The sequence below is a fragment of the Pseudorhodoferax aquiterrae genome (assembly GCF_014652235.1).
GTDB classification, from domain to species: domain Bacteria; phylum Pseudomonadota; class Gammaproteobacteria; order Burkholderiales; family Burkholderiaceae_C; genus Pseudorhodoferax; species Pseudorhodoferax aquiterrae.
This window is the reverse complement of record NZ_BMYK01000015.1, coordinates 1-23,220: the sequence shown is the minus strand read 5'-3', so window position 1 is coordinate 23,220 and position 23,220 is coordinate 1. Positions and strand designations below refer to the sequence as shown.

The window sequence follows — 23,220 nt, the reverse complement described above, 5'->3', positions numbered from 1 at the left end:
GGTATCCCAGGCTACGCCGGCCGGCGCGCCGGCGCCCGCTTGTGCGCCGTGGCCAGGTACTGCGCGAGGATGCGCCGCTCGGCCGCGGCATCGACGGGCAGGCCCTCCAGGTAGTCGTCGATGGTGTCGTAGGAGACACCGAAGGCCTGCTCGTCGGGCTTGAGCGGCGCCAGGCTCTCCAGGTCGGCCGTGGGCACCTTCATGACCAGCTCCACCGGCGCGCCCAGCGCCAGCCCCAGCGCGCGCACACGGCGCTTGGACAGGCCGGCCAGCGGCAGCACGTCGGCAGCGCCGTCGCCATGCTTGGTGAAGAAGCCCATCAAGGCCTCGGCCGCATGGTCGGTGCCGATGACCAGACCGTCGTAGGCGCCGGCCGCGGCGTACTGCGCCACCATGCGCGCGCGGGCCTTGATGTTGCCGACCAGGAAGTCAGCCGTGCCCGCGTCGCCCAGGTCCACGCCGGCCCCGCGCAGGGCATCGCGCAGCGCATCCACCGCGCCCTGCACGTCCACCGCGTGCACGCGGTCGGGCGCGATGAAGGCGACGCAGCGCTCGGCCTCGGCGGCATCGTGCTGGCGGCCGTACGGCAGGCGCATGGCGATGAACTCCGCGCGCGCGCCTGCGGCCCGCAGCCGCGACACGGCCCGTTGCGCCATGGCGCCGGCCACCAGCGAATCGACACCGCCGCTGATGCCCAGCACCAGCGCGCGCCTGCCGCTGGCGCGCAGGTCTTCGGCCAGGAAGGCGACGCGGCGTTCGAGTTCGCGTTCCGCGTCGAAATCGCCCAGCACTTGCAGCTGCTGCAGCACCGCGTGCCGGGATAGTGGCGCCTCGCCGGCCATGGACGAAACCGCCCGGTCGGTGGCGGGCAGAGACCCCGGTTCAGGGCGCTGGGTGGGCTGCATCGGGCGGTCCCTTCGTCGCTGCGGACCGTCAGGCCGCCAGGGCGGGCGCTGCACCGGCCGCGCCCGTGCCGTGTCCCGGTTCGAAGCGCGCCAGCAGCGCTTCGATGCGTTCGACCTGGCGGTCCCACGAGGTGGCAGCCACCCGCGCCCGCGCCGCGGCAGCGAACGCCGCACGCTGGGCCGCGGACCAGGTCAGGATGCGCTCGCAGGCGGCGACGAAGGCCGCCGGCCCGTCGGCGATGGCGACCTCGGGCCCGTACTCCCGCGCCACGTCGCGAATCCGCGTGCTGACACAGGGCCGCCCGGCCGCGAGATACTCCAGCGTCTTGGTGGGACTGATGAAACGCGTGGAGGCGTTCAGCGCGAACGGCAGCAGCGCCACGTCCCAGCCGACCAGGTGGGCCGGCAGCTCCGCATAGCTGCGCGCGCCCAGCCAGTGCAGATTGGGCCGATGCGGCAGGCTGGCCGGATCGATCTTGACCACGGGCCCCACCATCACGACCTGCCAGTCGGAATGGGCATCGGCCAGCGCCGCGACGAGGTCCAGGTCCAGCCGCTCATCGATCACGCCGTAGTAGCCCAGGCGCGGGTGCGGCAGGGCCGCCTGGCTGGCATGCTCCGGCGGCTGCTTGGCAAAGTGGGCGGCGTCCACGCTGCTGGGCAGGCAGTGCACCTCGGCATGGCGCTCGCGCTTGGCCTCGTACAGGCTGCGCCCGCCGGCCAGCACGACGTCGGCGAGCTGCAGCAGCGCGCTCTCGCGCTCCAGCATCTGCGGCGGCGCGCCGGCAAACGCCGATAGTTCGTCCATGCAGTCGTAGACCACGCCGCGCGGGCGCAGCTCCGCAGCCAGCCCCAGCGCCATGGGCGTGTAGAACCACAGCAGGTGTGCGCCCAGCGCAGGGTCCTGCACCACCTCCTGCACCATGCGCCGCAGCACCGGCAGGTGGGCATCGTCGAAACCTGCCGCCTGCCCGCACACGTGCGGGCGCAGCACGGTCACGCCCTCCGGTGTGCGCGCATGCGCGAGCCAGGGCCGCTCGGCCCCGGTGATGGGCTCCTCGAAGAACAGCACCGGCCTGCGCGCGGCCAGCCGCGCCAGCAGGTGCTGCGGTCTCTGGTAGACGAACTGCCAGCGCAGGTGCGAGAAGACGAGGATGGGGAGCACGGCGTGTCCTTGTGACGGAGTGGATCGGGGATGGCGCCGGCTGGCCAGCACTGCGGACATGCGCGGGCCGACAGGCCCGTGACACGGGCATCCCGCGGTGAAGAGATGGCATCCATCGCGGTCCATGCGGCAAACGACGTGCCCGGGGCAACGGCCGCCCCGCCGCGCGCCGGTTCAGGCGCGGCGCGCGCTGCCGAAGAGCCGCAGATGGCGCTGCAGCGCCGCATGCTGCTTGCTCAGTTCGCGCGCCAGTTCCGCCCGGACCCAGCCCAGCTGCCAGGCCTGCGTCAGCATGTCGGCCAGACGGTAGTTCGCGCTGGCCGCGGCATAGACGGCCACGCCGCGCACACCGCACACAGCGGTGCCCAGGCGCTGCAGGTGGGCGCCGGGCTGCTGCCCAACGTGGTGCTGATGGACATCGGGATGCCGTTCATGAGCGGCCACGAGGCCTGCCGGCGCATGCGCCAGCAGCCATGGGGGCGCGGCATTCCCATCATCGCGCTCACGGGCCTGGGCCAGCATGCCAACCGGCAACTGACGGAACAGGCGGGCTTCGACGCCCACCTCGTCAAGCCGGTGGACATGGCGGTGCTGCGGGCCCTGTTGTCGGGCGGCGCTCGGAAATCGCCAGTCGGTGGACCTGCTGCGTGAACTGCGCCCGAACTTCGACGAATCGGCGCGGCGGACGCAGACATGGCCGCCGTCACCCCACGTCGACCGGATGCTCCACCGGCGCCGCGCGGGGCGTGTCGGGCGCAAGTTGCCAGAAGATCCAGGCGGAGGCGATGGTCATGAGGCCCATGGTCGCGAAGGTCGCCCGGAAGGCGAACAGCGTCTGGGTCTGCCCGACCGCCGTGAAGTAGCCCGTGTAGGCCGCCAGCACCGCGCCAGCGGCGGCCACACCCATGCTCATGGCCAGCATCTGCACCATCGACAGCAGGCTGTTGCCGCTGCTGGCCAGCGGCCCGTCCAGGTCCTTGAGGCTCACGCTGTTCATGGCCGTGAACTGCATCGAGTTGACCGCGCCGAAGGCCGCCAGCTGGATGATGCGCAGCCACAGCGGTTGCTCCGGCGCGCTCAGCGCGAAGCTGGCCATCGCCAGACCGACCAGCATGGTGTTGGTGACCAGCACCTTGCGGTAGCCGGCGCGGCCGATCCACCGGGTGGCCAGCGACTTGCTCGCCATGCCCGCGATGGCGACCGGCAGCATCATCATGCCGGCCTGGGCCGGCGAGTAGCCCATGCTGACCTGCAGCAGCAAGGGGATCAAAAACGGCATGCAGCTGCTGCCCAGGCGCGCGAACAGGTTGCCCAGCAGGCCGACCGTGACGCTCTGGATGTCGAACAGGCGCGGCGTGAACAGCGGATCGGGCCGGCGCGCCGCATGCAGCCAGTAGGCCACCAGGCTGGCCATGCCGAACACCAGCAGCACCAGCACCGCGGCCTGGCGCAGGCCCAGCTCCGACACGCCGTCCAGCGACAGCGAGATCGCCACCATGCCGAAGGACAGCAGCAGGTAGCCGGCCGTGTCGAAGCGCGTGACCGCGGGCATCCGGCCATCGGGCATGTAGATCCTTGACGCGACGAGGCCGATCAGCCCCACCGGCAGGTTGATCAAGAAGATCCAGTGCCAGCTCACGTATTCCACCAGCCAGCCACCCAGCGTCGGGCCGATCAGCGGGCCGATGAGGCCGGGGATGGCGACGAAGCTCATGGCCTTGAGGAAGCGCTCGCGCGGATAGGCGCGCAGCACCGCCAGCCGGCCGACCGGCAGCAGCATGGCGCCGCCCATGCCCTGCAGCACGCGCGCAGCCACCAGCTGCGTGAGGTTCTGGGCCAGCGCGCAAGCCGCCGAACCGGCCACGAACAGCGAGATGGCCGTGATGTAGACGCGCCGCGTGCCGAAGCGGTCCGCCACCCAGCCCGAGGCCGGGATCAGCATCGCCATGGTCAGCGTGTAGGCCACGACCACCGACTGCATGCGCAGCGGGCTTTCGCCCAGGCTCCTGGCCATGGTGGGCAGCGCCGTGTTGACGATGGTGCCGTCAAGTGCCTGCATGAAGAAGCCGATGGCCACCAGCCACAGCAAGGGCGATCGGTCACTGTCGTGCGGGGAAGCGGCGGCTGTCGGCATGGCGGGCGGGGTGCAGCGCAAAGGCGCCAGTATGGCGCGGCCGCCGGGCACGCCGGTTGCCCTCGGGAAGCTGTCCTCCCTCTGCTCCTCAAGGAACACCATGCTCCCCACGTCCCACGCCCCCGAGACTTTCGACTACCTGATCGTGGGGGCCGGTTTCGCGGGCTGCGTGCTCGCGGAACGGCTGGCCAGCCAGCTGGGCCTGCGCGTGCTGCTGATCGACCGCCGCGACCACCTGGGCGGCAACGCCTACGACTGCACCGATGCGGCGGGCGTCCTGGTCCACCGCTACGGGCCGCACATCTTCCACACCAATGCGCAGAAGGTGGTGGACTACCTGTCGCAGTTCACGCGCTGGCGGCCCTACCAGCACCGCGTGCTGGCCGATGTGCAGGGCCAGCAGCTGCCCATGCCGATCAACCTCACGACCATCAACCGGCTTTACGGCCTGTCGCTGGACAGCGCCGGCGCGGCGGCATTTCTTGCCGCACGGGCGACCGCCCTGCCCGAGTTGCGCAGTTCGCGCGACGTGGTGGTGAGCCAGGTCGGCGAGGAGCTGTACCGCACCTTTTTCGAGGGCTACACGCGCAAGCAGTGGGGCCGCGACGCGACCGAGCTGGACAAGTCGGTCACCGCCCGCGTGCCCACCCGCACGGATGCGGACGACCGCTATTTCCAGGACCGCTTCCAGTGCATGCCGCTGGAAGGCTACACGCGCATGTTCGAGCGCATGGTGGACCATCCCAACATCCGCTTCCTGCCAGACACCGACCACGCCGAACTGGGCGGCACCGTGCGCTGGCGCCATCTGGTCTACACCGGGCCGGTGGACGAGTTCTTCGGCTACTGCTTCGGCCCGCTGCCCTACCGTTCGCTGCGCTTCGAGCACCGCACGCTGGACCAGGAGTGGCTGCAGCCCGTGGCGGTGGTCAACTACCCGGCACCCGAGGTGCCCTACACGCGCATCACCGAGTACAAGCACCTGACCGGCCAGCGGCACCCGCGCACCAGCATCACGCACGAGTACCCGACCGACCAGGGCGACCCCTATTACCCCATTCCGGCGCCCGAGAACGCCGCGCTCTACGAGCGCTATGCCCAGCTGGCCGAACAGACGCCCGGTGTCACCTTCACGGGCCGCCTGGGCACCTACCGCTACTACAACATGGACCAGGTGGTGGCGCAGAGCCTGGCGCTGTTCGCCCGCATCGCGCAGACGGCCCCGGCGGCGTCCGGTGTCCGCGCGCCGCAGGCCCTGCGGCCCAGCCTGCTGCCGCCGCAGCTGCCCGCCGTTGCCGGCGGCTGAAGCGGCGCTGCCGGCGCGACCGGCGGCCTTCCTGTGGCACTACGTGCGGCGCCGGCCACTGCTGTTCGGCACGCTTGCGCTGCTGATCGTGGCCGGCGCGGCCTGCTCGGTCGGCGTGCAGTACGGCATGAAGCTCATCGTCGACGCGATGGCGCTGGACGACCGGCACAGCCGCGCCATCTGGCGCTGGCTGGCCCTGTTCATCGTGCTGATCGCGGCCGAAAGCCTGTGCTGGCGGCTGGGCGGCTGGCTCGGCTGCCACGCCGTGGTGGCGACCGGCGTGGATGTGCGGCTGGACATGTTCCGCCACCTCTCGGGCCATTCGCAGGACTACTTCTCGCGGCACATGGCCGGATCGCTGGGCAACCGCGTGACGGCCACGGCGGGCGCGACCGGCTCCATCCTCGGCACGCTGATCTGGAAGATCCTGCCGCCCTGCGTGGACTTCCTCGGCGCGGCGGTGGTGCTGTGGACGGTGGACGTGCGCATGGCGCTGGCCCTGGCCGGCTTCGTCGCCCTCATGGGCGCGGTGCTGGCGCGCTTCGGCCGGCGCGCCCGGCCGCTGCAGCAGCAGTTCGCCGAACAGGCAGCCCGGGTCGGCGGCGAACTGGTGGACGTGGTGGCCAACATCTGGACGGTGCAGGCCTTCGGCGCCCGCGCACGCGAGCACCGCCGGCTGCGGGCCGCCTTCGGCCTGGAGGCACAGGCGCAGCGGCGCAGCTGGCTGTACCTGGAGAAGGTGCGCGCCGCGCACGACCTGTGCCTGTGGCTGATGGCCGGCGGCATGCTGGTCTGGGTGGTGCAGGCCTGGCGCGCGGGAGAGGCCATGCCCGGCGACGTGGTGGTGGTCAGCGCGCTGACCTTCCGCATCCTGCACGGCTCGCGCGACCTGGCGCTGTCGCTGGTCGATGCGTCGCAGCAGTTCGGCGTGATTGCCGACATGCTGCAGGCCGTGGCCGTGCCGCACGAGGTGGCCGACCGGCCGGGCGCCACGCCGTTGCAGCCCGGCCCCGGCGAGATCCGCATCGAGGCGCTGCACTTCGCCTACCCCGCCCAGCCGCCGGTGTTCCGCGGCCTGCACCTGCACATCCCGGCCGGCCAGCGCGTGGGCATCGTCGGGCCCTCGGGCGCGGGCAAGTCCACGCTGCTGCGGCTCATCGCGCGCACGGCCGATCCGGACGCGGGCCGCATCCTGGTGGACGGCCAGCCCATCGCGCAGCTGCAGCTGGCCTCGCTGCGCGCGGCCATCGGCGTGGTGCCGCAAGACATCAGCCTGCTGCACCGCACGCTCATGGAGAACCTGCGCTACGGCCGGCCCCAGGCCACCGACGCCGAGGTGCTGCAGGCCGCCCGCGACGCGCATTGCGACGGCTTCGTGCGCGGGTTGGCCCAGGGCTATGCCACCGTGGTCGGCGAGCGCGGCACGCGGCTGTCGGGCGGGCAGCGCCAGCGCATCGGCATCGCCCGCGCCATGCTCAAGAACGCACCCATCCTGCTGCTGGACGAGGCCACCTCGGCGCTGGACAGCCGCTCCGAAGGCCAGATCCAGCGCGCGCTGGACCACCTCATGCGCGGGCGCACCGTGCTGGCCGTGGCGCACCGGTTGTCCACCGTGGCCGACTTCGACCGCATCCTCGTGATGGCCGAAGGCCGCATCGTCGAGGACGGTTCGCCGCAGCAGCTGCGCCGCGCCGGCGGCCTGTACGCCCAGCTGTGGGCGCTGCAGGCCGAGGGGCTGGAAACGGAATGAGCCGGGCACGGCGTTTGCCGCCAGCGTGGGCGCCATGCCGAGCCACCAACCCGGAACCATCTCCATGCCCGCCAGCCACTCCATGCCCTTCGGCGCCCAGCCCCGTCCCGGGGGCGGCGTGGACTTTCGGCTGTGGGCGCCCGCCGCCCGCAGCGTCGCGCTCGCGCTCGGTGCCCAGGCGCCGCTGCGCACGCTGCTTGCGACGCCGCAGCCCGAGGGCTGGTGGCACTGCAGCGTGGACGACGCCGGCCCCGGCACGGCCTACCGCTGGCGCATCGACGAGGGCCCGGCGGTGGCCGACCCCGCCTCGCGCAGCAACCCCGACGGCGTGCACGGTGCCAGCCGCGTGGTGGACGCGCGCCGCTTCGCCTGGGACGACGACGGCTGGCAGGGCCGGCCCTGGAACGAAGTCGTGCTGTACGAGCTGCACGTGGGCTGCTTCACGCCCGAGGGCAGCTTCGCCGCCGCCGCGGCCCGCCTGCCCGAGCTGGCCGCGCTGGGCATCACGGCCGTGGAGCTGATGCCCGTGGCGGCCTTCGGCGGGCGCTTCGGCTGGGGCTACGACGGCGTGCTGCCGTTCGCGCCGCATGCCGCCTACGGCAGCCCGGACGCGCTGCGCGCCTTCGTGCAGCAGGCCCACCGGCTCGGCCTCATGGTGTTCCTGGACGTGGTCTACAACCACTTCGGTCCGGACGGCAACCACCTGGCACGCTACGCGCCCGACTTCTTCTCGCGCACGCACCACAGCCCCTGGGGCGCGGCCATCAACTTCGATGGGCCGGCCAGCCACTGGGTGCGCCAGTTCTTCGTGCACAACGCGCTGTACTGGGTGCAGGAGTTCCGCATCGACGGCCTGCGGCTGGACGCCGTGCACGCCATCGTCGACACCGGCCCGCGCCACATCGTGCAGGAGATCGCCACCGCCGTGCGCAGCGCCACGGCCGGCCGCCATGTGCACCTGACGCTGGAGAACGAACACAACGGCCACAGCTGGCTGGCGCCCATGCCGGTGCCCGGCCGCCACGACGCGCAGTGGAACGACGACTTCCACCACGTGCTGCACGTGGCGCTGACCGGCGAGCACCGGGGCTACTACGGCGACTACACCGCAGAGCCGCTGGACCTGCTGGCGCGGGCCTGCACGCACGGCATGGTGTTCGAGGGCGCGCAGCGCGAGGACGGGCGGCGCCAGGCCTGCGTGCCGGTGCCGGCGCAGCCGCTGGGCACGCTCGTGAACTTCGCGCAGAACCACGACCAGGTCGGCAACCGGGCCTTCGGCGAGCGGCTGGCGCAGCTGGTTGCGCCCGAGGCCGCGCTGCTGGCCACGCTGCTCGCGCTGCTCACGCCGGCGACCCCCCTGCTGTTCTTCGGCGAGGAGTTCGGCGCGCAGACGCCCTTCCTGTACTTCGCCGACTGGCACGGCGAACTGCGCGAGGCCGTGCGCGCGGGCCGCCGGCGCGAGTTCGGCCATGCCGTCGACACCCAGGGCGGACGGCCCCTGCCCGATGCCTGCAGCGAGGAGACTTTCGCTGCGAGCCGGCTCGACTGGACCCAGGCCGACAGCCCGGCCGGCCGCGCGCACCGCGCCGTGGTGCAGCGCGCCCTGGCCGCGCGCTGGCAGTGGATCCGCCCGCGCCAGCAGATGCTGCTGACCGGCCGGCACACGGCGCGGCGCGTCGGCGCGACGGGCCTGGCCGTGCAATGGCGCTACGACGACGGCCAGGTGCTGGCCATGGACCTGAACCTGGGCGCCGCGCCGCTCGCGGTCGATGGGCCCGGGCCCGGCCCGGTGGAGGCGAGCCCGGTGTTCGCCCACCGCTGGCCGGCCGACACGCCACCCGGCACCTGGCCGGCCTGGGCGGCGCGCTGGCAGATCGGCCCGGAGATTACGCTGTGAGCGCCGCCCCGTCGCCCGAGGACTGGGCCGGCTGCGCCGCTGCCGCCGGCGTGCTGGCGCGCTACGAGGCCTTCGACGGCAGCGAGCGCCAGGTGCCCGAGGCGGCATTGCGGCGCGCGTTGGCCGCCATGGGCGTGGCGCCCGACCGGCCCTGCACGCCGGTCGGCCTGCCGGCCTGCCAGGTGCTGCGCGAGGGCCAGCCGCTGCAGCTGCGCTGGCAGGCCGCCGACGACACGCCCGCGCACTGGGAACTGCAGGACGAGGAACTGGTCGGCGCGCCGGCCCTGGCCAGCGGTGCCGTGGCCTTTGCCGGCGGCACGGCCAGCATCGCCCACAGCGGCGCGCTGGCGCCGGGCTACTACCGGCTGCGCGTGCGCACGGCCGCCGGCCGCCAGCAGTGCCGCGTGGCCGTGGCGCCCGCACGCTGCTGGGCGCCGGCGCCGCTGCAGGCCGGCGCGCGCTGGTGGGGCTACACGGTGCAGCTGTACGCGCTGCGCTCTGCGCACGACTGCGGCATCGGCGACTTCGGCGACCTGCGCCGGCTGGTGGACCTGGCGGCTGCCCAGGGCGCGGCCTTCATCGGGCTGAACCCGCTGCACGCACTGTTCCCGCACCGGCCGCAGCGGGCCAGCCCCTATAGCCCGTCCAGCCGGCTGGCGCTGAACCCGCTGTACCTGGATCTGCAGGCGGTGGTGACAGGCGCCGATTGCGCCGAGGCCCGCGTGCTCTGGAACGACGCGGCCTACCAGCAGCGCCGGCAGGCCCTGCGCGACACCGAACTGGTCGACTACGCGGGCGTGGCCGCCGCCAAGGAGGAGCTGCTGTCCGTCGTCTGGCGCCATGTCGATGCCCAGCACGCCTGGCCGGCGACCGGCAGCCGCGCCTTTCGCGCCTTTCTGCTCGAACACGACGCACGGCTGGGCATGCACGCGCTGTACGAGGCCCTGCAGGAGCACCTGGCGCAGCAGCACGAGGGCATCCATGGCTGGCAGGACTGGCCCGAGGCCTACCGCGACCCGCAGGGCGCGGCCGTGCAGTCCTTCCGCGTCACGCATGCCGAACGCGTGCGCTACCGCATGTGGCTGCAGTTCCTGGCCGAGCAGCAGCTCGCCGATGTGCAGGCCCATGCCCGCCGCGCCGGCATGCCGATCGGCCTGTACCGCGACCTGGCGGTGGGCGTGGACCCCGGCGGTTCGGAGACCTGGCTGCGCCCGCAGCTGTATGCGCTGGACATGCGCATCGGCGCCCCGCCCGATCTGCTGCAGCCGCAGGGCCAGGACTGGGGCCTGGCCCCGCCCACGCCGCCGGCCTTGCGCGCTGCCGGCTACCAGCCCTTCATCGACACCCTGCGCGCCAACATGCGCAGCGCCGGCGCGCTGCGGCTGGACCATGTGATGGTGCTGATGCGCCTGTTCTGGACCGGTCCCGAAGGCGGCGCCTACGTGCGCTACCCGGCCGAGGACCTGCTGGGCCTGCTGGCCCTGGAGAGCCACCGCCAGCGCTGCCTGGTGGTGGGCGAGGACCTGGGCACGGTGCCGGCCGAGATGCAGGAGGCCATGCAACAGCGCTGCGTGCTGTCGTACCGCCCGCTGATGTTTGCGCAGGACGCGCAGGGCCGCTTCCTGGCACCGGCCGACTTCCCGGCCCAGGCCTTCGCCTCCTTCGGCACGCACGACCTGCCCACGCTGGCCGGCTTCTGGCAGGCCATGGACCTACGGCTGCAGCAGCAGCTGGGGCAGGCCGTGGACCTACAGAGCGCCGAGCGCCAGCGCGCCGCCGTGCGCCAGGCGCTGCTGCAGGCCCTGGCGCGGGCCGGGCTGTGGCCGGCCTCGGGCGATGCGCCCGGCCAGGTGGACACGGCGCTGCTGTTCGCCATCCATGCCTACCTGGCGCGCACGCCCTGCTGGCTGGTGGGCGTGCAGCTGGAGGACGCCACGCTGCAACCGGTGCAGGTCAACCTTCCCGGCACGCGCGAGGACGAGTTCCCGAACTGGCGCCGCAAGCTGGGCCCGGCGCTGGAGGCGCTGGCCGAGCACCCGCGCCTGCAGGCCGTGGTGCAGGCCCTGGCCGCGCGCAGCTGGCGCGGCGGCTGAACCGCCGCGCCGACCCGCTCAGCGCTTGCCGTGGCCCTTGTCAGCCGCGTGTGCCGCGGGCAGCTTCTGCGCCATGTCCAGGTGGCCTTGCAGGGCCGGCAGCGTCTTGGTGGCGAAGGCCTTGACCTCCGGGTCGCGCGCCTCCTTGGCCGCCTTCTGGAACAGCGCGATGGTGTCGCGGTGCGCCGCCAGGCCCATGGTCTCGCTGTAGCGGCGGTCGAATTTCTCGCCGTCGGCAGCCTCCAGCAGCTTGAGCTTGGCCTTTTGCATCATGGACGGCCCGTCGGGCAGTTCCACCCCCTTGGTGCTGGCCAGGGCGGCAAGCTCCTGCCCGGTCTTCCCATGGTCGGCCACCATCTGCTGGGCGAAGGCCTTGACGGCCGGATCGCTGGCCTTCTGCACCGCCAGGCGGCTGCTCTCGATCTCCGCGTGGTTGTTCTCGGCCGCCTGCTTCATGAAAGCGGTGTCGGCGCGCGACAGCTGGGACGACGCCCGGCCTGCGCGTTCGCCCTGCCCCGCGGTCGTGCCGCCCTGCGTGGCGGTGCTGGTCTGCGCCGCGGCCGCCAGCGCCAGGCACAGGACGCTGCCAGCGAGGCCCAGGCGCAGCGCCAGGGGGGTCTTGGAGGTGGTGTTTGCCATGCGTAGTGCTCCTTGGATTGAATAACAGCCCGTTGCGGCAAACGGGGTTCCCGGCCGCGGCGCGGGCGGGAGCGCCGCTTGCCACAGCGCTGCGCAAGGAGATCGCATGACCCAAGACCACGAGCAGGACATCGCCGACCTCGGCCGGCGCCTCGGCGCGCGCCGCGCAGAGCTGGCCCAGGAGGTGCGCACGCTGGACGCCGAGACCGCGGACGCCACCGCCCAGGCCGCCCAGAGCACCACCGGCGGCCCCCATGAGCCCGGGGACGAGGGCGACCGCGGCGAGCAGGCCATCCGCACCGCGGTGCGCCATGCCGAGAAGGAGCGCGACCAGCAGGAATTGCAGCAGATCGCCCAGGCGCAGGAACGCATGCGCAGCGGCGACTACGGCTTGTGCGTGGACTGCGGCGCTCCCATCGCGATGGAGCGGCTGCAGGCGCTGCCGGCGGCCGAGCGCTGCATCGCCTGCCAGGAGCGCCACGAGCGTGCGCATCCGGGCGCGATCAGGATCTCGCTGAGCTCCTGACGCCGGGGCCCCCCAAAGGCCGGGCGCTCGCACGGCTGGCGCAGGCGGGGCCTAGGCCCGGCCGGCGGCCTGGCCGAGGTCGTCCACGAACGCCGCCAGGCCTTGGGCGAAGTCGTCCCCGCGCAGGCGCAGCAGGGCCGAGGGATGCACGGTGACGAGCACGGGACGCCCGTCGTCGCGGGCCAGCCACTGGCCGCGGTTGCGCAGCACCGGCGTTGGACGGCCCAGCAGCGCGCGCGCCGCCGTCGCACCCAGTGCCACGAAGGCCTGCGGGGCCACGAACGCGATTTCGGCCTGCAGCCACTGCAGGCAGGCATCGACCTCGCGCTGGCCCGGCGTCTCGTGCAGCCGGCGCTTGCCGCGCCAGGTGAAGCCGAAGTGCTTGACCGCGTTGGTCAGGAACACGGCGCCGCGGTCGATGCCGGCGCGCTGCAGCGCCGCGTCGAGCAGCCGGCCCGCCGGGCCCACGAAGGCCTGGCCCGCGAGGTCTTCGCGATCGCCGGGCTGCTCGCCCACCACCATCAGCCGGGCCCGGCGCGGCCCGGCGCCGACCACGGCCTGCGTGGCCGGCTCGCCCAGGGGACAGTCGCGGCAGGCGTCGCAGGCAGCCTTGAGCGCTCCCACCGACCGCGGCACCGCAGCACGGGTGGCCATGGCTTGCAGGCCTAGCGGGACCGGCCGCGGCGCAGCGCCCGCATCAGCAGCTCGGCCACCACAGCGCCGAGGGCGGCAGCGTACAGGGCCGCCTGAACCGGCCTGGCCCGTACGTACGCTTCGAACAGCTGCTGGCCGTGGGCGGCAGACTGCCGTGCGCGCTGGGCCAGGTCCGCGGTCCTGGCCGGTGCTGGTCCGTGCATCGTGGGCCTCTTCGGGTTGGAGGAAGGGGGGCGCGCAGGGCGCTGGCCATCCCCCCGGCAAACGGCGTGCCGTCACCCAGGCCGCAGAGTCGGCCGGCGTCCTACCCGCACCCTGGCAACTGCTCGACATGCGAAGGGCAGTACCGGCGCTACGGTGGTGCCCTTCCCCGTTCTTCCCACCGCACCACCCACCATGGACCTCATCGACCTCATCCAGTGGCCCGCCATGGCCGCATCGCTCGCGGCCGCCTGGCTTGTCGCATCGGCCTCGGAGCGGCGCCGCGCCTACGGCTTCTGGGTGTTCCTGCTCAGCAACGTGCTGTGGGTGGTCTGGGGTGTGCACACCAGTGGCTGGGCGCTGGTGGCGCTGCAGCTGGGACTGGCGGCCATGAACATCCGCGGTCTCAAGAAGAACGACATCGAGGGCGCGGGTTGAGCCGCGGGACCGCCGTTTGCCAGTCCCCGTTCTGCCGCCCCCCAGCACCACCAGGAGACCCAACCATGAGAAGCCTGTTCTTCGGTCCCAGCGCCCTGTTCTGCGCGCTGTGCTGGGCCCTGGGCGCGCACGCGCAGCCGGACACCGGCCTGGCCGCAGGCCATCGCGGCGCCGACGCGACCCGCCACAGCCGCCCGGACAACGGCCCGGAATTCGCGGGCGAGGACGGGGTCCGCAAGGGCCGCCAGCAGGCCTTCCTGACGCGGGTGGACACCACCTTCCTCAACGATGCCGCCAAGCTGGCCATGGCCGAACTGCCGGCGGCGCGGCTCGCGGCGCAGAAGGCCCGCGATCCGCAACTGGCCGCCTTTGCGCGCCGCCTTGCGCAGGACCTCGCGCAAAGCGAGGCCGAACTGCGCCGCCTGGCGCAGCGCAAGGGCGTGGAGCTGCCCGACGGACCGCCGATGGGCGCACGCGCGCAGCTGCGGCGGCTGGAGGACGCCGACCGCGCCGATTTCGACGGCCGCTACCGCGAACGCCTGGACGGCGACACCTACACCGACGCGGTGGAACGCTTCACCGAGGCGGCCGACAAGGCCGGCGATGCCGACGTGCGGGCGTTCGCGCGCAAGACCCTGCCCATGCTGCAGGCCCATCTCGCCCAGGCGCGCCAGCTCGCCGCGGGCCGCACGGCACCGCGCCCTCCGGGCTGAGGCGCGCCGCCCGTCCGCTTGCAGACCCCACTTCGGAGAATGACCATGCGCACCGCTCGATCGCTCACCCTCGCAGCCGCCCTGCTCGCCGGCATGCTGCCCGCGCTGCACGCCCAGAACGCCAGCAGCCCGCCCCGCCCCACGACCGGCGAGGGCGCCAACCCGCGCCAGGACGGCAGCACGCGCGCCGGCACGCCACGCCCGCCCAGCGCCGCCGCATCGGCCGGCGCCACGCCGCGTTCCGAGCACGACGCCAAGCACCCGCCTGGCTACCGCAAGGGCAGCAGCACCCCGCGCGACAGCGACGCGGGCAGCATCCTGGGCACACCCAAGTAGGCCGGCGCGCCATGAGCGCCCCGGCAAACGCACCAGGCCGATCCGCGCTGCTGCTCGGCATCGCGCTGGGCGGCTTCTTCGACGGCATCGTGCTGCACCAGATCCTGCAGTGGCACCACCTGCTGTCGGGCCTGGAGCGCGTGCGCGACCTGCGCCTGCAGCTGCTGGCCGACGGCATGTTCCATGCGCTGATGTACCTGCTCGCGCTGGCCGGCCTCGTGGGACTGTGGCGCGCGCGGGGGGCCTGGGACGAGCCCGGGGCCGGCCGCGTGCTGGGCAGCGCCGCGCTGCTCGGCTTCGGCGGCTGGCATGTGCTGGACGCCCTGCTCTCGCACTGGCTGCTGGGACTGCACCGCGTGCGCATGGACGTGGCCGACCCGCTGGCCTGGGACCTGGGCTGGCTCGCCGCTTTCGGCCTTGTGCCGCTGGCGCTGGCCCTGTGGTGGCGGCGCCGGCCACCGCCGCCCAAGGGAGGAGGCGCCGGCCGCCGTGGCGCCGCCGCGCTGGGGCTCGCCGCGCTGCTCGCCGGCCCGCTGGCGGCCCTTCCCGCCGACACCGACCAGGTGCTCGTGGTCTTCGCACCCGGCACGCGGGGCGCGCGGGCCTTCGACGCGCTCGCACGGCTGGATGCGCGCGTGCTCTGGGCCCGGGACGGGGTGTGGGCGTTGCAGATGGACCAGCCGCGCCAGGCCTGGGGACTGCTCGCCGACGGTGCGCTGCTGGTCGGCCGCGGGCCGCTGGCCGGCTGCCTGGGCGCCACGCGGTTCGCGCCGCGCTGAGCAGCACGCATGTGGGCCGGGCACCCGGCTTGCCCGCCCGTGGCAGCCGTCGGCAGCGTGCCGGCGGCCTGCGACACCGCGGCGCGATGGGCAGTTCTTGCGGCAGATCTTGCCGAAGGCGCCGCCGCCCATCCGTGCACCACGCAAGGAGCCCCCGATGAAACCCGCCCACGCCCTGATCCTGCCCCTCGCGCTGCTCGCGGCCGAGGCCGGCGCCGCGCCGGCCTATGCCCAGGTGCAGCCTCTGCTCGCGAAGAACAACTGCCTGGCCTGCCATGCGCCCGACCACAAGGTCGTGGGGCCGGGCTACAACGAGGTCGCGGCCAAGTACAAGGGCCGCGCCGACGCCGCAGACTACCTGGCCAACAAGATCCGCGCCGGCAGCGTGGGCGCCTGGGGCCCGGTGCCCATGCCGCCCAACCCGGGCGTGGACGCGGCGGCTGCGCGCACCCTCGCCGAGTGGATCGCCTCCGGAGCGCCTGCCAAATGAACGCGCCGCCCAAGCCCCCCGGGACCGCGCTGCCGCGGCGCAGCTTCGTCCTGCATTCGGCCGGCGTGGCCGCAGCCGGCGAACGCCTGTACCGCAGCGGCCCCTGGCAGGGCGGCCTGCCGCAGCAGGGCCACCAGTTGCCCTACACCCCGGCCGAGCTGTTCCGCGCCGCGCTGACGGCCTGGCGCAGCGCAGAACAGGCCGGCGGCGGCACCGCCTTCGCCGAGCTGGACGGCCCCGCGCGCGATGCGCAGCTGCGCGCGCTGCAGACCGGCGAACGCCAGCGCGGCGAGGTGCCGGGCCGCGCTCACGCGCGCGGGCCTCACGGTGGTGGGCCTGGAGCGCGACCGCCATCAGGCCACCGTGCCGGACTTCCAGGGACCGGCCATGCACGACGAGCTGCGCTACGCGGTGCGCAAGGGCATGATGCAGGACAACACGCGCGAGACGCTGACCTTCCGCAACAACGCCAGCCAGACCGCGCTGCCGGTGCGGCGCTATCAGGCCCAGCGCACCTTCGGCGCCGGCCAGTGCGCCAGGCCGGCGTTGAGAGGGTGTTTCCGAAATGAATAGGCCCACGCCGGGGTGCCCTGCGGCCATGGGCAAGGCGCGACACGCAGGCCGTGCTGCAGCCCGGCCAAGTGGCGCAACGCCGCCCATGGCTGCAGGGCGCCCCGGCCCGAAGGGTGCGGCCCCAGGGCACGCCCACTCGGCGTTGCAAGGCTTGTGCGGGCAGACAGCCCGCACGGCGCCTTGCGCCTTGATTGGCCGCGCCCTGGGGCCACACGTGGGCCTATTGATTTCGGAAACACCCTCTGAGCGCCATGGCCTCGTGCGGCGTTCGGCCGCGCACGCTGCGCCATGGCGCACATGCCGCGTGCCGTGGCCGACGGGCCGGCCGGCGATTGCACCTGACGCAGCCATGGGCATGGCGCCAGCGCAGCCAAGCGCGCGTACAGTCGCCGCGCCACAGGCCGTACCAGGGCAGCCGTCCAACCAGCATCCGATGCGGCGGGTCCGCCGTGAACCGCCCCGCCGCGCCCCATCGCCATGCACAGACAAGTGACCCGCGAACAGTTGGAACAATGCGTGCGTGCGCTCGCCGCGGCCGACACCTCGGACGAGATGCGTGCGCTGGCCTATGACCTGCTCGACAAGTTGCTCCGCATGTACGACGGCGGCCGGCTCAGCCGCGAAGTCCTGCTGCTGGTCTTGGATTCGCTCGCGCTGATCCCGGACCTGGCGGCCTGCGTCGAGCGGATCCGCACGCAGATGGGCGAGGCCCCGAGCAAGCCGGGCGCGCTCTAGCCTTGCCGCCACGGCCCGTCCGTGGCGCTGCGCCGGCCCGGCCGCTGGCGTTTCGCCCACCCCTGCAGCGCGCCTGCATGGACACGGCGGCGGCGCCCGCGCCTACCCGGCGCGCGGCGGCCGCTCTCAGAATCGGTCCATGTCGATCAAGACCGTCCTCGTCGAAGACAGCAAGACCATCCGCGATGCGCTGATCCCGACGCTCGCCGAACTCGGCGACATGGAGGTGATGGCCACCGCCGAGAGCGCCGACGAGGCGATCGACGCGCTGCAGGCCCCCGGATCCGAGTGGCAGCTGGCCGTGGTGGACCTGTTCCTCAAGAAGGGCTCGGGGCTCGACGTGCTGCGCGCCTGCGGCCGGCACCACCGCGGGCGGGTCGTCGTGGTGCTCAGCAATTACGCCACGGACAGGATCCGCGCGGAATGCGCGGCCTTGGGCGCAGACGCGGTGTTCGACAAGTCGACCCAGCTCGACGCCTTCTTCGACTTCTGTTCGGCGCGCTTTCCCCACGCCCATTGAAGCGGCGCGTTTCCTACAGGCGCTTGCGGATGCGCGCGACAGCGCGCCTGCGCCGGCCGGTCTAGCCTCGTGACACTGAAGTCCACACTGGAGAGCAATGCATGGCCACCAACCAACCCCGTGAACGCGAACGTGCCGACCTGCGGCCCGATACCGCCGACGACGGCGCCCGCACCGGCGTGCAGGCCGAGCGCGGCGCACCCGAGGCCGAGCACGGTCAGTACGGCTTGGTGCGCGAAGACAGCAAGGCCGCCGAAGGCCTCAGCGAGCCGCAGATCCGCGGCGTCGCCCCACGCAAGGGGACTTGAGCCGCGCGCCGGGCTGCCGGCTGTGACAGGGGCTGCGGCGAACCTTGCCGCAAGCCCTGCCTGCACGACGAGACGACGAGGAGGATGCGGATGTTCGAGATGAGCCTGCCCTGGTGGGAGCTGGTGCTGCGCGGTGCGGCGGTCTACGCCGTGCTGCTGGTGCTCATGCGGCTGTCGGGCAAACGCACGGTCGGGCAGTTCACGCCCTTCGACCTGCTGGTCGTGATGCTGCTCAGCGAAGGCGTTTCCAACGCCCTGACCGGCGGCGAGGAATCGCTGGTGGGCGGCCTGATCGCGGCCTGCACGCTGCTGGGCCTCAACGCGCTCGTGAGCCGGCTCAGCGCGCGCAGCGACCGCATCCGCAAGCTCACCGAAGGCGAGCCGGTGGTAGTGGGCTACGGCGGCCGCATACTGGACGAGCGGCTGCGCGCCGAGCACGTGACGCGCGAAGATGTGCTGGAGGCCCTGCGCGAGGCCGATTGCGATGTGGCCGACATGAAGCTCGCGCTGCTCGAGGCCGACGGCAAGATCAGCATCCTGCGCCAGGCCAAGGACATGGCCGCGCACCTGCGCGGCTGAACATGAACCACCCCGTTTGGACTTCTCACTTCGTGTAGAAGGCCCATCCCCCTCCAGGGGCGCCGCCAGCGCCCGGGCGAAGCCCGTTGCGCGGCGTCTGCTGGCAGGGCCTGCTCCGCGACCGTTCGAACGGCTGCTGGCGAACCGGTCCCGTGCGATGGGAATGTCGGGAGCGCCGCTTGCCGCCGCAGCGGCCATGCGCATCCACCACCTGAACTGCATCACGGCCTGCCCGCTCGGCGGCCACCTCATGGACGGGCAGCGGGGCGGCCCGATCACGCGCGCGCAGCTGTGCTGCCACTGCCTGCTGCTGGAGACCGCGCAGGGCCTGGTGCTGGTGGACACGGGCTATGGACTGCGCGACGTGCACGATCCGCACAACCGGCTCAGCCCCTTCTTCCTGCGCCTGATGGCGCCCGCGCTGCGCGAGGAGATGACGGCGCTGCGCCAGATCCAGCGGCTCGGCTTCGATCCGCTGGATGTGCGCCACATCGTGCTGACCCACCTGGACTTCGACCACGCCGGCGGTCTGGACGACTTCCCGCAGGCGCGCGTGCACATGCTGCGGCGCGAGCGCGACGATGCCGCGGCCCAGTCGAGCTGGCTGGACCGCCAGCGCTACCGGCCGCAGCAATGGGGCCAGCAGCGCCGCTGGGAGGTCTACGACGGCAGCGAGGGCGAGCCCTGGTTCGGTTTCGGCTGCGTGCGCGGGCTGGCCGGCCTGCCGCCCGAGCTGCTGCTGGTGCCCCTGCCTGGCCACACGCTGGGCCATGCGGGCGTGGCCGTGCAGTCCGCCGGGCGCTGGCTTCTGCTGGCCGGCGACGCCTACTTCCACCATGCCGAGATGCACCGCAGCCAGCCCTGGTGCCCGCCCGGCCTGCGCCTGTACCAGACCGTCATGGAAAAGGATCGGCGCGCGCGGCTGGCCAACCAGCAGCGCCTGCGCGAGCTGCGCAACCGCGGCGATGCGACTGTGGCGCTCTTCTGCGCGCACGACCGCCTGGAATTCGAGCAGCTCGCAGGCCGCTCCATCGAGGCACCCGCCGCGCGGCCGGCGGCCGGCTGACAGCCCTGTGCGGCACGTCGATTGCCGCTTGCCACGGCCTCTCCCACCCCATCCCAAGGAGCTCCCCATGGCCATCGGTCAGAACACCGCGTCCCAGAAACTGCACGTCGCGGCACGCCGCCCCTTCAACGCGCTCGACTACATCGCGCTGGTGCTGCTCGTGGTCGGCGGCTTGAACTGGGGCCTCGTCGGGCTGCTGCAGTTCGACCTCGTGGCAGCGCTGTTCGGTCCCATGAGCCTGCTGTCGCGCGTGGTCTACGTGCTGGTCGGTCTGGCCGCGCTCTGGGGCATCGTGCTGATGCTGCGCCGGCCCCGGGCCTGAGCGCATCGTGCAGGCCCTGCCGAGCGGCCACGGCCGCCGCGCGTGAAGCGGGCACAGCCATGGCCATCATCGACGCGCACCTGCATTGCACCGGCCGCGAGCGGGCCGACGATGTGCTGCGCACGCCCGACGCCGCGGGCGTGGACATGGCGGTGCTGATCGCGCCCTTCCTGGGCGAGGCTACGCGCTGGACGATGCGCCCTCGCTGCAGCGTGGCAACGCGCATCTGGCCCGGCTGGTGCGCGGCCATGGCGACCGCCTGGTGGGCCTGGCCGCGGTGAACCCGCGCCACGCAGGCGCGGCCGATGCGTTGCGCCATGCGGTGCAGACGCTGGGTCTGGCCGGGGCCAAGATGGTGCCCAGCGGCTGGTACCCCGAGGACGCCTGCGCGCAGCCGGTCTTCGGCTGGCCACGCTGCACGGCCGCCAGCCCACGCCCGCGGACCTGGAGGCGCACCGCCACCTCAACACCGTGCTTTGCACCGTGTGCCAACACAGCTACTTCCATGCGCTGGCCATGGGCGTGGCGCAGGAGCGGCTGCATTGCGTGCCCAACGGCGTGGACGCGGAGGTGTTCCGGCCCGACGTGGCCCCGGCCCGCCCCACCCTGCGCGCGCAGCTGGGGCTGGCCCAGGACGTGCCGCTCATGGGCTTCGTCGGCCGCCTGTCGCCCGAGAAGGGGCCGGAACTCTTCGTGCAGGCCGCGCAGCTGCTGCAGCGCCGGTGCCCACAGATGCACGCCGTGCTGGTCGGCGAAGGCCCCTTGCATAGCGCCCTGGCGCAGCAGATCGAGGACGCCGGCCTGGCCGCACGCGTGCACCTGGCCGGCGGCTGCGAGGACATGCCCGGCTTGTACCCGCAGCTGCAGCTGCTGGTCTGCAGCTCCCACTCGGAGGCCATGCCGCTGGCCGTCATGCAAGCCATGGCGGCCGGCCTGCCGGTGATCGCCACGCGCGTGGGCGGCGTGCCCGACCTCGTGGTGCATGGCGAGACCGGCTGGCTGGTGCCGCCGCGCGACGCCCAGGCATTGGCCACACAGGCGGCGGCCTTGCTCGACCGACCCGCGCGCGCCCAGGCCATGGGCGCTGCGGCGCGCCAGCGCGCGCAGCAGCAGTTCGCGCTCGGCCACAGCGCGGCGGCCATGCAAGGGCTGTACCGCGCACTGGTCTGGCCGGCCGCCGTGGGCACGCGGACCGCTGCGCAGGAACCGGCATGCCCGCCGATGCCATGCCAGGAAACGCCATGAGCCCCGGCCCACCAGAACACCTCCGAGCGCCAGCGCGACCAGAGCCGGTAGCCGCGCCAGGTCTGCGGTCAGGCGCCGACCTGCGGCGAGGCTTGCAGCAAGTCTGACCCTTGCGCACTTCGCTCCTCTGCAGCGGCAGACGGGGCGTCGGGACCTGGCTGGCATGCCGATTGCTCGTGTCCCGTGGTGTAGGAAGGACGCCCCACCATGACCCTGGCCTTGCTCAGAAAACTCGAAGCCACCACCTTGCCTGTCCAGCTCTCGCAGCCCGCGGAGATGGACGAGACGCAGGTCCTGCGCGCAGCCGACCTGGTCGCAGCGCTCTTCCTGCGCACGGGCGACGGCGCGTCCAGCCCGCAGCGTGTGGCACGCGTGCTGGCCATCACGGCGCGCGGACGCGCGCTGCTGGCGGCCGAGCGCGCGGCGCCGAGCTCGCACTAGCCCACCACGCGCGTGGCCGTGGCGTCGAGTTGGGGCGGATGCTCGAAGACCAGCACGTAGTGGAAGTGCGCGACGACGAAGCAGGTGTCGTGGTACTGCAGGTCCAGCGGCGCCAGCGCCAGCATCACGCCGGACAGGCCTCCTACCGTGAACACGAAGATGAAGCCCACCGCGAACAGCATGGGCGTCTCGAACGTCATGGAGCCCTGCCACATGGTGGCGATCCAGTTGAACACCTTGACCGCCGTGGGCACGGCCACCAGCAGCGTGGCGTACATGAAGAACGACAGCGGCGCATAGAGCGTCCAGCCCGCGGCCGGCGCGCCGCCCGTGACGAAGAACGACGCGAGCAGCGCCACGCCGGCCACAGCAGCCAGAAGCTGAAATTGTTCATGCGCGCGAAGGCCATGTCGGAGGCGCCGATCTGCAGCGGGACCATCCAGTTCGCGAAGCCCACGAAGGCCGGCATGATGGCGCCGAACACCATGACCAAGCCGTGCATGGTCACGAGCTGGTTGTACAGGTCGGGGTTCAGCAGCTGCAGGCCGGGCTGCAGCAGCTCGGCGCGCAGGGCCAGCGCGAAGGCGCCGCCCACCATCAGCATCGCGAAGCTGAACAGCAGGTACAGCGTGCCGATGTCCTTGTGGTTGGTGGCGCCCAGCCAGCGGGCCCAGCCATGGGGCATGGCGTGCGGCTCGTGGACGGCATGGGCCAGAGGAGGTGGAGTGCTGACGGGGCGCTCCTGTGCAAAGGGACGCCGCAGCGCCGGCAAGCCGCGGTCCCGGGCTGCCCCCCGGCCTGCGCCCTTGCGCCGGGCCGCTAGGCATTGCCGAACGTGCGTGCGCTTGAAGTGCCCGGAGGCACGCGCGCCATCCTGTCAGGCGAAGGCGCCCCGCGGCAGGGCGAGACAGCGTTCTAAGATGGTGTATCTAAAATGATTCACCCGGCCAGCCTAGTCGCGAGCATACGCGCTTCGGCGAGCCAGACCCAGGCCACGGGCGCCCATTTGGAGCGGTCATGGTGAGCGATGAGCCTGCGCGCACGCTCGTTCCAGGCATGGGTGCGCTCGACGACCCAGCGTTTGGCCTGTACGACAAAGCCCTTGGCGGGAGCCTCAGGCCACAGTTGCTGCTGCTCGACGACGAAGGTGCCCGTCACGCGGTTGGAGGGCCGGCGCACGATCTCCACGGCAATGCCGTGGGTCTTCTCCAGATTCATCGCGCACTGGCCACCGTAGGCCGAATCTGCGTAAAGCCTCTTCAGGCCCGTCACCTTGGCACAGGCTTGCGCGACAACGCAGGCAGCACCGTCGCGGTCCTGCACGCTGGCGCAAGTGACGGTCACGGCCAGCAGCAGCCCCAGCGTGTCGACCACCAGGTGGCGCTTGCGGCCTTTGACCTTCTTG

At 72.7% G+C, this 23,220-nt stretch carries 28 protein-coding genes and 1 pseudogene; 21 read left to right on the top strand and 8 right to left on the bottom strand.

Annotation, left to right across the window (positions count from 1 at the left end; genetic code table 11):
• Positions 1 to 11 precede the first annotated feature (11 nt).
• Together nadE and IE209_RS20620 are read right to left on the bottom strand one after the other, a co-directional pair.
• Positions 12 to 842, bottom strand: coding sequence for an NAD(+) synthase (gene nadE / locus IE209_RS20625; RefSeq protein ID WP_189688895.1), 831 nt, complete (start codon positions 840 to 842; stop codon positions 12 to 14).
• Positions 843 to 933: 91 nt separating this feature from the next.
• Positions 934 to 2,070 (bottom strand): glycosyltransferase, encoded by a 1,137-nt coding sequence (locus tag IE209_RS20620; protein WP_229882964.1) that lies wholly within the window; start codon positions 2,068 to 2,070, stop codon positions 934 to 936.
• Positions 2,071 to 2,277: 207 nt separating this feature from the next.
• Here IE209_RS20620 and IE209_RS20615 point away from each other — a divergent pair, with 207 nt between their 5' ends.
• The gene (locus IE209_RS20615; protein ID WP_229882963.1) at positions 2,278 to 2,721 is read left to right on the top strand and encodes a response regulator; all 444 of its coding nucleotides are present in this window, start codon (positions 2,278 to 2,280) and stop codon (positions 2,719 to 2,721) included.
• 52 nt (positions 2,722 to 2,773) lie between these two features.
• On the opposite strand, the gene mdtD is transcribed toward IE209_RS20615, so the two are convergent.
• Complete coding sequence (gene mdtD / locus IE209_RS20610; RefSeq protein WP_189688791.1) at positions 2,774 to 4,204, bottom strand: multidrug transporter subunit MdtD; 1,431 nt, start codon at positions 4,202 to 4,204, stop codon at positions 2,774 to 2,776.
• Positions 4,205 to 4,304: 100 nt separating this feature from the next.
• On the opposite strand from mdtD, the gene glf reads away from it, so the two are divergent.
• From glf to malQ, 4 genes are all read left to right on the top strand, one after another.
• A complete protein-coding gene (glf, locus tag IE209_RS20605; RefSeq protein WP_189688790.1) occupies positions 4,305 to 5,510 on the top strand; it encodes a UDP-galactopyranose mutase in 1,206 nt (401 codons plus the stop codon).
• Positions 5,497 to 7,260, top strand: a complete 1,764-nt coding sequence (locus tag IE209_RS20600) for an ABC transporter ATP-binding protein (RefSeq protein WP_229882962.1) — start codon at positions 5,497 to 5,499, stop codon at positions 7,258 to 7,260. The genes glf and IE209_RS20600 overlap by 14 nt, the downstream gene beginning before the upstream one ends.
• A 64-nt stretch (positions 7,261 to 7,324) precedes the next feature.
• The gene (treZ, locus tag IE209_RS20595) at positions 7,325 to 9,157 is read left to right on the top strand and encodes a malto-oligosyltrehalose trehalohydrolase (protein WP_189688789.1); all 1,833 of its coding nucleotides are present in this window, start codon (positions 7,325 to 7,327) and stop codon (positions 9,155 to 9,157) included.
• Complete coding sequence (malQ, locus tag IE209_RS20590) at positions 9,154 to 11,250, top strand: 4-alpha-glucanotransferase (protein WP_189688788.1); 2,097 nt, start codon at positions 9,154 to 9,156, stop codon at positions 11,248 to 11,250. The genes treZ and malQ overlap by 4 nt, the downstream gene beginning before the upstream one ends.
• An 18-nt stretch (positions 11,251 to 11,268) precedes the next feature.
• Here the strand turns inward: malQ and IE209_RS20585 are convergent, their stop codons facing one another.
• Positions 11,269 to 11,889 carry a DUF4142 domain-containing protein gene (locus tag IE209_RS20585; protein ID WP_189688787.1) on the bottom strand — a complete coding sequence of 207 codons (621 nt, stop codon included), beginning with the start codon at positions 11,887 to 11,889 and terminating at the stop codon, positions 11,269 to 11,271.
• 106 nt (positions 11,890 to 11,995) lie between these two features.
• On the opposite strand from IE209_RS20585, the gene IE209_RS20580 reads away from it, so the two are divergent.
• Positions 11,996 to 12,415 (top strand): TraR/DksA family transcriptional regulator, encoded by a 420-nt coding sequence (locus IE209_RS20580; protein WP_189688786.1) that lies wholly within the window; start codon positions 11,996 to 11,998, stop codon positions 12,413 to 12,415.
• Positions 12,416 to 12,466: 51 nt separating this feature from the next.
• Here IE209_RS20580 and IE209_RS33950 read toward each other — a convergent pair whose 3' ends face one another.
• Together IE209_RS33950 and IE209_RS33945 are read right to left on the bottom strand one after the other, a co-directional pair.
• Positions 12,467 to 13,069 carry a UdgX family uracil-DNA binding protein gene (locus IE209_RS33950; RefSeq protein ID WP_229882961.1) on the bottom strand — a complete coding sequence of 201 codons (603 nt, stop codon included), beginning with the start codon at positions 13,067 to 13,069 and terminating at the stop codon, positions 12,467 to 12,469.
• A gap of 11 nt (positions 13,070 to 13,080) precedes the next feature.
• Positions 13,081 to 13,272 (bottom strand): hypothetical protein, encoded by a 192-nt coding sequence (locus tag IE209_RS33945; protein WP_229882960.1) that lies wholly within the window; start codon positions 13,270 to 13,272, stop codon positions 13,081 to 13,083.
• 193 nt (positions 13,273 to 13,465) lie between these two features.
• Between IE209_RS33945 and IE209_RS20570 the strand changes: the two genes are divergently transcribed.
• The 15 genes from IE209_RS20570 to IE209_RS20500 all read left to right on the top strand — a co-directional run bounded on the left by IE209_RS20570 (position 13,466) and on the right by IE209_RS20500 (position 21,815).
• Positions 13,466 to 13,708 (top strand): hypothetical protein, encoded by a 243-nt coding sequence (locus tag IE209_RS20570; RefSeq protein ID WP_189688784.1) that lies wholly within the window; start codon positions 13,466 to 13,468, stop codon positions 13,706 to 13,708.
• Between the two features lie 65 nt (positions 13,709 to 13,773).
• Positions 13,774 to 14,421: a DUF4142 domain-containing protein gene (locus IE209_RS20565; protein ID WP_189688783.1), complete on the top strand. Its 648-nt coding sequence runs from the start codon at positions 13,774 to 13,776 to the stop codon at positions 14,419 to 14,421.
• Positions 14,422 to 14,466: 45 nt separating this feature from the next.
• Entirely contained in the window at positions 14,467 to 14,757 is a 291-nt protein-coding gene (locus tag IE209_RS20560) for a hypothetical protein (RefSeq protein WP_189688782.1), read from the top strand.
• A gap of 11 nt (positions 14,758 to 14,768) precedes the next feature.
• Entirely contained in the window at positions 14,769 to 15,536 is a 768-nt protein-coding gene (locus IE209_RS20555) for a DUF2243 domain-containing protein (protein WP_189688781.1), read from the top strand.
• Between the two features lie 157 nt (positions 15,537 to 15,693).
• Complete coding sequence (locus IE209_RS20550) at positions 15,694 to 16,026, top strand: c-type cytochrome (RefSeq protein ID WP_189688780.1); 333 nt, start codon at positions 15,694 to 15,696, stop codon at positions 16,024 to 16,026.
• A gap of 246 nt (positions 16,027 to 16,272) precedes the next feature.
• Positions 16,273 to 16,599, top strand: coding sequence for a hypothetical protein (locus IE209_RS20545; RefSeq protein WP_189688779.1), 327 nt, complete (start codon positions 16,273 to 16,275; stop codon positions 16,597 to 16,599).
• Between the two features lie 489 nt (positions 16,600 to 17,088).
• A complete protein-coding gene (locus IE209_RS20540) occupies positions 17,089 to 17,334 on the top strand; it encodes a hypothetical protein (protein ID WP_189688778.1) in 246 nt (81 codons plus the stop codon).
• A 139-nt stretch (positions 17,335 to 17,473) separates the two neighbouring features.
• Positions 17,474 to 17,854, top strand: a complete 381-nt coding sequence (locus IE209_RS20535) for a response regulator (RefSeq protein WP_189688777.1) — start codon at positions 17,474 to 17,476, stop codon at positions 17,852 to 17,854.
• Positions 17,855 to 17,955: 101 nt separating this feature from the next.
• Positions 17,956 to 18,162, top strand: a complete 207-nt coding sequence (locus IE209_RS20530; protein ID WP_189688776.1) for a hypothetical protein — start codon at positions 17,956 to 17,958, stop codon at positions 18,160 to 18,162.
• Positions 18,163 to 18,252: 90 nt separating this feature from the next.
• Positions 18,253 to 18,741: a DUF421 domain-containing protein gene (locus IE209_RS20525; RefSeq protein WP_189688775.1), complete on the top strand. Its 489-nt coding sequence runs from the start codon at positions 18,253 to 18,255 to the stop codon at positions 18,739 to 18,741.
• Positions 18,742 to 18,937: 196 nt separating this feature from the next.
• Positions 18,938 to 19,807, top strand: a complete 870-nt coding sequence (locus IE209_RS20520; protein WP_189688774.1) for an MBL fold metallo-hydrolase — start codon at positions 18,938 to 18,940, stop codon at positions 19,805 to 19,807.
• Positions 19,808 to 19,874: 67 nt separating this feature from the next.
• Positions 19,875 to 20,129, top strand: a complete 255-nt coding sequence (locus IE209_RS20515) for a DUF378 domain-containing protein (protein ID WP_189688773.1) — start codon at positions 19,875 to 19,877, stop codon at positions 20,127 to 20,129.
• Between the two features lie 59 nt (positions 20,130 to 20,188).
• Positions 20,189 to 20,410: a hypothetical protein gene (locus IE209_RS20510; protein ID WP_189688772.1), complete on the top strand. Its 222-nt coding sequence runs from the start codon at positions 20,189 to 20,191 to the stop codon at positions 20,408 to 20,410.
• Positions 20,411 to 20,612: 202 nt separating this feature from the next.
• On the top strand, positions 20,613 to 21,374 hold the full coding sequence (locus IE209_RS20505) for a glycosyltransferase (RefSeq protein ID WP_189688771.1): 762 nt from the start codon (positions 20,613 to 20,615) through the stop codon (positions 21,372 to 21,374).
• Between the two features lie 207 nt (positions 21,375 to 21,581).
• Positions 21,582 to 21,815, top strand: coding sequence for a hypothetical protein (locus IE209_RS20500; RefSeq protein ID WP_189688770.1), 234 nt, complete (start codon positions 21,582 to 21,584; stop codon positions 21,813 to 21,815).
• A 47-nt stretch (positions 21,816 to 21,862) separates the two neighbouring features.
• Here IE209_RS20500 and IE209_RS20495 read toward each other — a convergent pair.
• Together IE209_RS20495 and IE209_RS20490 are read right to left on the bottom strand one after the other, a co-directional pair.
• Positions 21,863 to 22,500 (bottom strand): annotated as a pseudogene (locus IE209_RS20495) (cbb3-type cytochrome c oxidase subunit I); the annotation flags it as partial.
• A gap of 254 nt (positions 22,501 to 22,754) precedes the next feature.
• Positions 22,755 to 23,220, bottom strand: a 466-nt coding sequence (locus IE209_RS20490; protein WP_189688769.1) for a transposase, incomplete at its 5' end; no start/stop codon positions are given.